Source organism: Bacteroides sp. AM16-24, from assembly GCF_003471885.1.
Taxonomy (GTDB): Bacteria; Bacteroidota; Bacteroidia; order Bacteroidales; family Bacteroidaceae; genus Bacteroides.
In genome coordinates, this window is record NZ_QRKI01000013.1 from 13,033 (window position 1) to 25,415 (window position 12,383).

General features: G+C 40.6%; 6 protein-coding genes. All 6 read left to right on the top strand.

Annotated features, from left to right (window positions below; genetic code table 11):
* Positions 1–56: 56 nt before the first annotated feature.
* Genes DW182_RS14985 through DW182_RS15010 form a run of 6 tightly spaced genes read left to right on the top strand, consistent with a single transcriptional unit; the run spans position 57 to position 12,278 of the window.
* Positions 57–2,129: a glycoside hydrolase domain-containing protein gene (locus tag DW182_RS14985; RefSeq protein WP_118296016.1), complete on the top strand. Its 2,073-nt coding sequence runs from the start codon at positions 57–59 to the stop codon at positions 2,127–2,129.
* Between the two features lie 5 nt (positions 2,130–2,134).
* Positions 2,135–4,348, top strand: a complete 2,214-nt coding sequence (locus tag DW182_RS14990; RefSeq protein WP_118296017.1) for a GH92 family glycosyl hydrolase — start codon at positions 2,135–2,137, stop codon at positions 4,346–4,348.
* A 6-nt stretch (positions 4,349–4,354) separates the two neighbouring features.
* Positions 4,355–5,815 (top strand): glycoside hydrolase family 28 protein, encoded by a 1,461-nt coding sequence (locus DW182_RS14995; RefSeq protein WP_118296018.1) that lies wholly within the window; start codon positions 4,355–4,357, stop codon positions 5,813–5,815.
* Between the two features lie 8 nt (positions 5,816–5,823).
* A complete protein-coding gene (locus DW182_RS15000; protein WP_118296019.1) occupies positions 5,824–7,683 on the top strand; it encodes an FAD-dependent oxidoreductase in 1,860 nt (619 codons plus the stop codon).
* Positions 7,684–7,695: 12 nt separating this feature from the next.
* A complete protein-coding gene (locus DW182_RS15005; protein ID WP_118296020.1) occupies positions 7,696–9,183 on the top strand; it encodes a glycoside hydrolase family 28 protein in 1,488 nt (495 codons plus the stop codon).
* Between the two features lie 2 nt (positions 9,184–9,185).
* Positions 9,186–12,278, top strand: a complete 3,093-nt coding sequence (locus DW182_RS15010; RefSeq protein ID WP_118296021.1) for a glycoside hydrolase family 2 TIM barrel-domain containing protein — start codon at positions 9,186–9,188, stop codon at positions 12,276–12,278.
* Positions 12,279–12,383: the final 105 nt, after the last annotated feature.

Sequence of the window (12,383 nt, forward strand, 5' to 3'; positions counted from 1 at the left end):
GGTTTTAAGAGTTTGCATTTCTTTTGAAACCCTCTTTTATTTATAAAACATTTAATATGAAATACTTCAGTGTAATATTAGTATTATGCTTGTCCCTTTCTATGGTTCAAGCTCAACAAACCTCTTTTGTAAATCCTTTCATTGGCACTTCCGATGATCATGGACAAACCGACCCATCCGCAACCATTCCGTTTGGAATGATTAAACCGGGACCAGAAACGATGCCTCGTGGAAATGGAGGTTATGATTATCAAGCACAGCAGTTAAAGGGATTCTCACAGACTAGGATGTCTGGAGTAGGTTGCATAGGTGTCGGAGGAAATCTGTTGATAACACCTTTTGTCGGAACATCATGCAAGCCCCAAAAGATGAATAAAGCTTCGGAAGTAGCAGTTCCTGGATATTATAGCATAACTTTAGATAATCAGCTTAAAGTTGAAATTACTACAGGCAGGACTGCCGCTATCTATCGTTTTACTTATCCGTCTACAGAGGCAGCAGGCATAAAAATAGATTTTAAACATTCTTATGGTAAACATATCGCCGAAGAGCATAATATTGTAGGAAACAATGCAGTAAGGGGATTCGTGCGTTCCGCCTGCACTTGCGATTTAGGTAGTTACAAATTTTATTATTATATTGAGAAAGATAAATCTGCCTGTAAACCGGAAAACAACGATTCTGAATTGCTATGGAAGTTCCAGACAGAGCCTAATGAACAAATTATACTAAAAATAGGATTATCCTCCGTCAGTGCAGAAGAAGCTGAAGCGAATCTCAAACAAGAATGCTCGGACCTGTCTTTCGAGCAAGTACGCGCCAATGCACGTGCCAACTGGGGAAATTTATTGGGGCACATACAAGTAGAGACTCCTGATGAAGACTTAAAGACATCATTTTATACACGGCTCTATCATGCTTGCCAAACTCCTTTCACAATCAATGATTATTCCGGCAGTTACAGGGGAAGTGATGGAAAAGTATATAAAAACCAGCAGTTACCCTATTATCATGGTTGGTCCATTTGGGACACCTACCGAACAAAATATCCTCTGCTGTCTATTGTTTGTCCCACAGAATACAAACAGATGATTTCCTCACTTGCAGAGTTATACAAACAAGGTAAGCCCCGCTCTGCAACGAAAACGGAACCGTTTTTGACAACACGTACAGAGCACTCTATTATCACGATTTTAGATGCATTGCAAAAAGGAATGTTTGATGGTTCTCTCGATGAACTACTTCCATTGATGCTAAAAGAGGCGGAAGACATCTCCAATGATTCACCTGACAAAGCATTGGAACGAGGATATGATTTCTGGGGAGTTTCCGAACTCGCAGGGAAAATGGGTAATAAAGAGTTAAAAAAAGAATTCTCTTCACGTTCTAAAGACTATAGGCCAATATGGTTACAGAAATTTAAGAACATTGGTTCTACTTCAGATATAATGCACGGTGACGGTTTGTATGAAGGTACTATATGGCAATACCGTTGGTTCGTACCTCATGATTTCGATTGGGTGATTTCTACTTTGGGCAGCAAGAAAAAGGTTTTGAGTGAATTAGATTATTTCTTTGAGAATAATTTATTCAACATGGGGAATCAACCTGATATACATGTTCCATTTCTATATTATTACCTTGGGGAACCATGGAAAACGCAAAAGTTAGTCCGTCAGATATTACTTGAACCTACCACTAATTATTACGGGACACATGAAAAATGGGAAAAACCTTATATTGGTAAAATCTTCACTACCATCCCACGAGGATATTTGAAAGAAATGGATGACGATGCAGGAACCATGTCTTCCTGGTTTGTACTGTCCTCCATAGGATTATTTCCAGTCTGCCCAGGTGTACCCTATTATTGGATAAGTGCTCCGGTCTTTGATACGGTCACATTGCATCCAACCTCTCAACAGGAATTTAAAATCCATGTAAATCGTCCTGATGCAGAGTGCCTCTATATTCAGAAAGCAGTTTTAAACGGCAAAATCTTAAATAGAAGCTGGTTGAGCTATGACGAAATCATGCAAGGTGGAGATTTGACTCTGGAGTTAGGAAAGTCTCCCAATAAACGTTGGGGAAATAATACTGATTTTGTAAAGTCACTATTTAAAAAATAAATTAAATGAGAATAAAGGAATGTTTTTGGTGGGTATTTGCTATAGTTGGAGTATGCTTTCTGAGCATAAGATGTAGTAATGTTGAACAGGATTATTGCTGTTATGTGAATCCTTTTATTGGTAATGCAGATAATGGCCATACATTTCCGGGAGCTTGTGTACCATTCGGAATGATACAGGTAAGCCCGGAAAGTGGAAATGGTTCGTGGAGATATTGCTCCGGCTTTAATATCGAGGATGACTCTGTCATGGGATTTTCCCAAAACCATTTGAATGGTACGGGATGTCCCGACTTAGGAGATATATTAATCCTGCCATTTTGTGGTAATATACAAAATGGCAAATATAAAAGTCGATATGATAAAGAGCATCAAAAAGCTTATCCAGGATATTATTCGGTAGTTTTATCTGATTTTGAGGTGGATGTAGAGTTGACTGCGACACAGCGTACGGCCATGCATCGCTATACTTTCAGAAAAGAAGGACCGGCACACATTCTGGTAGACCTTCAAAGTGGAATTGTAAGTAAGGACGAGCAGCTACGAACTCATGTAATAGATGCAGAAATGCAACTTTTAGATCAACATAGCATTGCCGGAAAGAACAGGGTAAAGATGTGGGTAGAAAGAGAATTCTTCTATGTCATCAAATTCGATAAACCCTATATGGCAGTTAAGGGACTTCAACCCCAGAAAGGGGAAAAAGCCAAACGCCTTCTTCTTTCATTCGATTTAAAACAAGGAGAAAGCGTTCAAGTAAAAGTCGGACTGTCTACTGTCAGTATAGAAGGCGCACAGGAAGCATTGGAAAAAGAAAATCCGGACTGGAACTTTGAGAAGGTGAAGACTCAAGCTACCGAAGCCTGGAACAATTTATTATCACGTATAGACGTATCGGGCACAGAAGAGCAAAAAGTAAATTTCTACACTTCCATTTACCACTTGTGTATCCAACCCAATAATATAACCGATGTGGATGGAAGATACAGGGGGGCTAATGACAGCATCCTCCATTCTCCCATAGGAGAATACTATTCTACCTTATCCTTGTGGGATACTTATCGTGCCGCTCATCCTCTATATACCTTTTTAGTGCCAGAGAAAGTCAATGGATTTGTCAATTCAATGTTATCTCATTGTGATATACAAGGTTATTTACCTATATGGGCTTTATGGGGCAAAGAAAACCATTGTATGATTGGCAACCATGCTATACCCGTTATTGTAGAGGCATATCTGAAAGGGTATAAAGGTTTTGACCCGGAAAGAGCTTACGAAGCAATCAGGAAATCATCATTAGAGTCTCATCCCAAGTCTGATTGGGAAACATACAATCAGTATGGATATTATCCTTTCGATCTTGTTCCTGAAGAATCGGTTTCCAGAACTTTAGAAAGTTGCTATGATGACTATTGCGTGGCACAGATGGCAAAAGCATTAGGAAAAAAGGAAGATTATGATTTCTTTTCTCAAAGAGCCCGCGCATATACATCCCTATTTGATCCGGCAACCAAACTCATGCGAGGAAAAGATTCACAAGGCAAATGGAGAGATCCTTTTGATCCTTTCAGATTATCACATGCCGGAACTTCCGGAGGGGATTATACCGAAGGCAATGCATGGCAGTATGTATGGCATGTGCAACACGATGTAGATTCTTTGATTGAAATGATGGGAGGAAATAAAGCATTTACAGCAAAACTCGATTCACTTTTCCGACTTGAGAACAAAACTGTAAATACAGGTTTTGTATCTGATGTGACCGGGCTTATAGGACAATACGCTCATGGTAATGAGCCCAGCCATCATGTGGCTTACCTATATAATTATGCAGGAGAGCCCTGGAAAACGCAAGAACTTATCCGTGAAATTTTTGATCGTTTTTATTTGCCCGTTCCCAACGGATTATGCGGGAATGACGATTGTGGACAGATGTCCGCATGGTATTTGTTCTCTGCTATGGGATTTTACCCCGTAGATCCTATCAGTGGAGAATATATTATTGGTGCTCCTCAATTGAAAGAAATGGTGTTACGTCTGGAAGGTGAAAAGAATTTCACCATTCGTGCTGAGAACTTATCGAAAGAGAATAAATATGTAAAGGCGGTCTTCTTGAATGGAAAAGAATTAAAACGCTTCAGAATCTTTCATCATGAAATCACAGACGGAGGTCTTTTAGAATTTATCATGACAGACAATCCGTCAGAAACATTTAAATAGTTGATTATGAGAATATATATATTATCAATCCTTTTTTTTCTTTCTTGCTCTTCAGTATGGAGCAAAGAATATAATGCATCTTTCTTTGGCATAAAGTCTGATGGAGTAACGTTGAATACTAATTCTATCCAGACCGGCATTGACTATATTCACAAAGAAGGAGGAGGTATTCTAGTGTTTAATGTCGGCCGGTATTTAACAGGTAGCATTGAACTCAAATCGAATGTAGCGATACAATTAAAGGAAGGGGCAATACTGGTAGGCTCTCTAAACCCGTACGACTATAATATGGAAGGACCTTGCTATAGTATGATTCGAGCTATAAGTCAAAAGAATATAGCTATTTATGGGAAAGGAGTCATTGATGCACAAGGACGCCAAGTATCATATAATATAATCGACCAAGTGCATAAAGGTTTTATCAAAGATCCTCTGGAGAATGACAGACCGCGTAGACCGCGAGGGATTCATTTCAAGCAATGCCAGGGTATAACTATAGAAGGAATCACTATAAAAAACACCTGTGACTGGACACAGGAATACGAAGAGTGCGACTCGCTATGGGTGAGGGGAATTACAGTCGACAATAAAGCATATTGGAATAACGATGGTATTGATATCGTCGATTGCCGGAACGTAGTGATAGAAAATTCCTTCTTCGACGCTTCGGACGATGCAGTCTGCTTGAAATCCCATAAAGCCGAAGTTGCATGTCGAAACGTAGTGATTCGTAATTGTACCATGCGTTCGAGTGCTAACGGAATAAAATTAGGCACTATGACAGTTGGAGGATATGAAAATATCCGGATTATAAACAATAAGATTTATGATACTTATCGTTCAGCATTAACGATAGCCACTCCTGACGGAGGATATGTCCGAAACATTGTAGTGGATAGTTTACAAGCTTATAATACAGGAAATGCTATATTCCTTCGGATAGGCAACCGTACACATTCGGATAAAGTAGGTTCTATGGACTCCGTCCTTATTTCTAATTTGTATGTAGAAATTCCCGAAGGGAAACCGGATGCAGGATATGAGTATGAGGGACCAATAGAACATATGCCCAGAAATATATCTCCGGCAAGTATCATTGGACTAAAAGGGCATCCCATAACACACGTGACTCTGAAAAATGTGGTAATCAATCATCCGGGAGCAGGAAAATCGGAAATAGCAAAGGTCGGCATTACTCCGGAAGAATTAGATAAAGTTCCTGAGTTGGCAGATTCGTATCCTGAATTTTCATGTTTCAAAGAACTCCCGGCGTGGGGACTCTATCTCCGACATGTTGAGGGGATTGCTTTAGAGAACATTACATTTATTGCCCGAAAAAGAGATTATAGACCAGCTATAGTACTGGATGACGCACACCATGTCAACATGAGTAAAATGAAAATCCAGGAACCCGGAAAAAAGAAACAACAGATACATGTATATCAATCTACTAATATCACTAAATAGAAACCACAATGAAACAATTACTAATAACTTTACTATTATTTTGGAGTATCAATGTTTTTGCACAGCAAACATATGATATTGTTATAGTGGGAGGAACGCCCGGCGGATTGACCACAGCACTTGCAGCTGCCAAGCTTGGGAAAACATCTGTTATTCTGGAACGTACACAGCATATCGGAGGCCTGCCTTCCAATGGGCTGGGAGCAACGGATATTGTAACCCGGGCAGCTACTACAGGATTGTTCAGAGAGTTCACTTGCCGCATCAAAGACTATTACAAAAAGAAATATGGTGTGGCTTCCACACAATATCAGAGATGTGATGATGGTTTCCGTTTCGAACCTTCAGTAGCAGAACAAGTATTTACTGACTGGCTGGGAGAATATAAAGGTCTAATAACAGTTTTGACAATGCGACAATTTGATTCCAGCCCCCGCAATCTAAAAAAAGTAGATGACAAGATTGTGCAAATCAATATACTGAATCGTGATAAAAATACTCAAGAAGAGTATCGAGGCAAGATTTTCATTGATGCAACCTATGAGGGAGATCTGGCAGCAGCAGCCGGAGTACCCTTTAGAGTAGGGCGAGAAGGTAAAAATGAATTTGGAGAACCCGGAGCAGGTAGTGTTTACAAATATTGGCATGGTCCGGAAATGGATGCTTCCACATTTATTGGAGATAATGCTGTCCAAGCCTACAACTACCGGTTGTGCCTAACCAAAAATCCGAATAATAAAGTACCCATAACAAAGCCCCTAAATTATGACCGCAATGAATATACATCTATTATCGATGATGTCTGGACGGGGCGTCATACCCAAGCTGAGATGGTGAATGTTACTCCGGAAATGTTAGAAGCTAATAGAAAGCATATAGCTAAAGGTAATCCTACTATGATTCCCGGTGACAAATGGGGGCTTGGGAAAGTAGTAAACCTGGTTGAGATTCCAAATGAAAAAACAGATGCCAATAACCAGCATGCTGCCTTTGTCTCGTCAGATCTGCCCGAAGAGAACTGGGCATGGCCTACAGCCGGTTGGACATGGCGTGACAAGTTTGCAACAAGACTAAGGGAATATACAGAGGGATTGCTCTGGTTTGCCCAAAACGATAAAGAATTACCCGATCATTTCCGGAAAGCAGCTCGCGAATGGGGGTATGCAAAAGATGAATACACAGATAACGGGCATTTTCCCAGACAAGTATATGTACGTGAAGGACGTCGATTCGAAGGACTTCATTTTTTCATAGCAAGTGATGCGATGCCTGTAAAAGGTGGTGGAAGACCTCCTGTGTACTTATCAAGTATTACAGCCAGCCATTATGGATTTGATTCACATGCCACCCATAAGCGGGAACCCGGCATGGTACACCTGAATGGTTTTCTGGGCTATCCGACATCACCTTACACTGTTCCTTATGGAGTGATTGTTCCCAAGGAGGTAGATAATTTATTGTTCCCAGTCCCTATCTCTGGTTCCCACATCGGTTTCTCTACACTCAGGATGGAACCATGCTGGATGGCTATGGGACAAGCTGCCGGTGTAGCGTCTTCGGTTGCAATAGATGAAAAGGTAAAAGTCAGGAACATCAATATATCTATGATGCAAGATATCTTGCTTGAGCAAGGCACTACTCTGGTTTACTATAAAGACGTCTCATTGGATGATAAAGATTTCTCAATGGTGCAATACATGGGACTTCGAGGCTTTTTGCCCGAATGGGAAGCAAGATTAGACGAAGCGATAGAGGAACAGACTTTAAGTTACTGGAAGCACTTTTCTAAATTGAATATAAAAGTCCAGTCGGGAGTTTCTACGCGAAGGGAAGTTTTGAATGAGTTATATGTAAAGATGAAAAAATAATGATTTGATACTATGTTAAAAAGAAAATTACTATATGCTTTGTCGGCTCTATTCCTCTGTTGGACCGGTGTCCGGGGACAAGATTACTCTATAATGGATTTTGGGGCAAAACCTGATGGAGTAACTTTGAACACGCACACCATCCAATATGCGATTGATTATGTCCACACGGCAGGAGGAGGAAAACTCATTTTTGATACCGGAAACTATTTGACCGGCACTATATATTTAAAATCCAATGTTACTTTGCACTTAGCGCAAGGAGCTGTTTTATTGGGTTCATGTAATGCCTTAGATTATAAAAAGGATGAATATATACAACGGACAGCCTTGCTTTTTGCCGTACAGCAAGATAATATCGGTGTGACAGGCGAAGGAACAATTGATGGCAGAGGATTTATAGTAGCGAACAATCTGATCTCATACATCCAGAGAGGACTTATAGATGATCCGTTGCACATGGACAGGCCTGATGAAACAAACCGTCCCCACAATATTTATTTCAGAGAATGCCGGAATGTACGGATTGAAGGGATACGGATGCACGATCCGGCAAGTTGGAATCAAGCCTACGACCAGTGCCAGCAAGTCATTATAGACAATATAAATGTTGATTGCAAATCTTACTGGAATAATGACGGAATAGATATCGTAGATTGCGATAGCGTCAGAATCAGCAATTCCTTTTTCGATGCCGCCGATGATGGTATCTGTTTCAAATCACATGAACCATCGCAAATCTGCCAGAATGTGGTAGTTGATAATTGCATCATACGTTCAAGTGCCAGTGGCTTAAAATTCGGAACAGCATCAAAAGGAGGTTTTCGTGACTTTATCATCAAGAATCTTACGGTTTATAACACCTACCGTTCCGCCGTAACATTCGCCACTGTGGACGGAGGTATCATCGAAAACATATTTGTCGATAGCGTACATGCTGTGAATGTAGGAAATGCATTCTACCTGCGAATAGGAGACCGCTGGAATTCCGGGAAGAGGCCGCTTATGAAAAATGTCACTCTTTCAAACTTCAATGTAAAGTTGACAAACTCTAAGCCTGATGCGGGCTATCCATATGAAGGTCCGGTAGAGCATCTGCCCCGTAACATTTCTCCGGCAAGCATTATCGGTTTACCTGAAGACCGAATTCAAGGGATTACTCTCAAGAATATAGATATAGAATCTCCGGGAGGAGGCAATCCCTTCTATGCCAAATGCGGACTGACCGCAAAAGAACTGGAAGGAATACCTGAGATGAGAACAGCTTATCCGGAGTTCTCACAATTCAAGGAACTTCCTGCTTGGGGAATCTTCATACGTCATGCAGATGATATCCGGCTGGATAATGTGAAATTGAAAGTTCACTCTTTTGATTACAGACCTGCTATTGTAACGTCGGATGTAAAAGGGGTTATGTTAGAGAGAGTAGATATACAACCTACCCCCAATGACAAAAGAGAACAGTTTTTTATGTACCAAACATTTAATGTCACAAAATAGATATGCTGAAAAGAATATTGGTCCTAGCTATTATATGTTGGGCTGTAACACTTGCCCATTCTCAGGAAGTATTGTCCGAATGGGAAAATCCTGAAGTAAACAGTATAAATACGGAACCGGCTCATGCCTCTTATATACCTTATCGATCTGTAGCAGAGGCAGAACGAAGAGTATCTTCTATGGTACACTCTCTGAACGGAGAGTGGAAATTTAAATATATCTCCGGAATATATGCCTTGCCAGCAGCTTTTTATAGCACGAACTATAATGATGGTTCATGGGATTATATTCAAGTCCCTGGCAACTGGCAGCTGCAAGGAGAATATGATCCACCTGTTTTTACGAATGTGAAATACCCTTTTGAACCTAATCCACCCTATATTCCCCGAGAATCCAATCCGATAGGCCTGTACCGCCGGAACTTTGCTGTTCCGGCTGATTGGAAAGATGAAGAAATCTTTCTGCACTTTGCCGGAGTACAATCTGCCATGTATGTCTGGGTGAACGGGGAAAAAGTGGGATATCATGAAGACGGAATGTTGCCGGCAGAGTTTAACATCAGCAAATATTTGCAGAAGGGTGAAAATCAGTTGACTGTCCAGGTTCTAAATTGGTCTGACGGCAGTTACTTAGAAGACTTGGATTATTGGAGATTAAGCGGCATCTATCGTGATGTCTTTTTGTTTGCACTTCCTAAAGTCCACATCAGGGATTTCTCTATTTCCCCCAACCTGGATATGGAGTATAAGGATGCAGAATTGAATGCAGTCGTTTCCATAAAGAATGAGACAAGAGAACCCGTCAGCGATGGTTGTTTGCGTGTTTCTTTAAAAGAAACAACCGGCAAACTGATATGGACAAGACAGTTTTCGTTCAGTGTAGCCTCGGGGGAAAAACAAGAAATCTCATTCTCAGAGAAAATATTTTCTCCGTTAAAGTGGACGGCAGAAACACCTGATTTATATCGCTTGGACATAGAACTATCAAGAAAGCATGGAACCGTTCAACAGGTTATTAGCCAGAAGATAGGATTCAGAAAAGTAGAAATTAAAAATGGACTGTTGCTGTTGAACGGACAACCTATAAAAATAAAAGGAGTCAACAGGCATGAGTTCGATCCCTACACTGGACGATACATTACACGCGAGATAATGGAGCGTGATATAAAACTGATGAAATCATTTAATATAAATGCAGTGAGAACGTCCCATTATCCCAATCATCCGGATTGGTATGACTTGTGTGATGAATATGGGCTATATGTAATGGATGAAGCTAATGTAGAGAGTCATGGCTTGTGGGCAAAAGGATTCCATGTCGGAGAAAGGGATGAGTGGAAAAAGGCCATTGTCGAAAGGAATGTGAACATGGTGGAAAGGGATAAGAATCACCCTTCTGTCATCTTCTGGTCTATGGGAAATGAATCCGGTTGGGGAAAGAACTTTGACAAGGCCTATGAAGAGATAAAAAGGTATGATCCTGAAAAACGTCCGGTTCATTATGAGGCAAAGAATCCTGCTTATGCTAAAGTACTTTCAAGGTATGACTTCATTTCCAATATGTACAACCCGCTTAATGAGATTATCAAACAGTATAATGAGGATCAGTCACGTCCTATGTTGATATGTGAATATGCTCACTCTATGGGAAACGGTTTAGGCAATTTCAGAAAGTTCTGGAATCTATTTTATAAATATCCACGTATGCACGGAGGGTTTACCTGGGATTGGGTAGACCAGGGATTATGCCTGAAAAAAAAAGGCGGGAAAGAATATTGGGAAGTCATGAATTATAGCGACGGGGCTAATTCAAATGACGGTTTGGTAAACCCTGACCGGGAAGTCCAACCGGAGATATATGAGCTGAAAAAGGTCTATCAAAATTTCAACGTAGAGAATATAGACATAAACGAAGGTCTTGTCTCAATATCAAACACAAATTACTTTGTAGATACAAAAGGAATTACTTTGTGTTGGACATTATTAGAAAATGGAATTCCTATAAAGCGTGATACCATTACCACTTTGAATATAGCTCCCCAAAGCAGGCAATTGATAGAATTGAATTTCTCCAGGCAAAATCTGAAAGCAGGAAATGAGTATCATGTAAATTTTAGTTTTTATGATACGAAAAAACGGAACTACTCTGAGGGCAGTGTTGAGATAGCTTCCGAACAATTAGCTTTAGATTTGCTTCCCCAACCGTCCATAGAAAGAGAAGCCAGCACCGCTTCCCCTCTCCGGGTGGAAAGGAAAAACGGACTTACAGTTACGGGAAAAAAATTTCATATACAATTTGATAAACTCACCGGAGCAATGTCACAGTTCGTTTACAGAGGAAGTGATTTGCTTAAATCTCCCCTGCTGCCATGCTTCTGGCGGGTTCCGACCGACAACGACGAAGGACGCAACAACTCTTATGCAAGTTCGTGGCGCAAAGCAGGACTCGACGGTTACAAGATAAAACCGAAGCAACTGGATTTCACGGTTCTACCTACCGGATATGTACAAGTTTATGCCAATAATCTATTGGAATGCAAAGAAGGCAATATCCTGCAAAAGGCAAATTATATGGTTTCTCCCGAAGGTGAAGTTATCATTGATGTGGTCTTTCATGTAAATGTAGATGTCTTGTCATTGGCAAGAGTCGGGATGGAATGTGCCCTACCCGTTGAGTGGCAAAATCTGACCTGGTTTGGAAGAGGACCTCATGAAAGCTATGATGACAGAAAAGAATCTGCTTACGTCGGTATCTATAAAGCGATGGTCAGCGAACAGTTCTTTTCACATATCATGCCCCAAGAAAACGGAAACAAAACGGATAACCGCTGGCTGGAAATATACGATGATTCCGGAAACGGAATACGCATAACCGGAAAGCCACTCTTCAATTTTAATATTCAGAATTACTCCGATAAAGATTTGAACCGTAGTAAGAAAGAACATACATTAATTCGTGGTGAAAAGAACTGGTTGCATATTGATTATAAGCAAATGGGGCTTGGAGGAGACGACAGTTGGTCGCCCAGAGTCCATAAAGAGTTCTTGTTAAAGAATAAAGTATATCGCTATACATATGCCTTAAAACCTCTCTAACTCTGTAGTCCTCTTTAATGAGTTACTCCCTAAAGGCGATAGCTGGCACAAGCAGATAAAAACAGAGGTTGCCTCATTAAGTTGAGGCAACCTCTGTTACATTTC

Excerpts from the sequence above, each read along its gene's own strand:
- DW182_RS15000 (WP_118296019.1), top strand. The coding sequence starts at position 5,824 with ATGAAACAATTACTAATAACTTTACTATTATTTTGGAGTATCAATGTT.
- DW182_RS14995 (WP_118296018.1), top strand. The coding sequence starts at position 4,355 with ATGAGAATATATATATTATCAATCCTTTTTTTTCTTTCTTGCTCTTCA.
- DW182_RS15010 (WP_118296021.1), top strand. The coding sequence starts at position 9,186 with ATGCTGAAAAGAATATTGGTCCTAGCTATTATATGTTGGGCTGTAACA.
- DW182_RS14985 (WP_118296016.1), top strand. The coding sequence starts at position 57 with ATGAAATACTTCAGTGTAATATTAGTATTATGCTTGTCCCTTTCTATG.
- DW182_RS15005 (WP_118296020.1), top strand. The coding sequence starts at position 7,696 with ATGTTAAAAAGAAAATTACTATATGCTTTGTCGGCTCTATTCCTCTGT.
- DW182_RS14990 (WP_118296017.1), top strand. The coding sequence starts at position 2,135 with ATGAGAATAAAGGAATGTTTTTGGTGGGTATTTGCTATAGTTGGAGTA.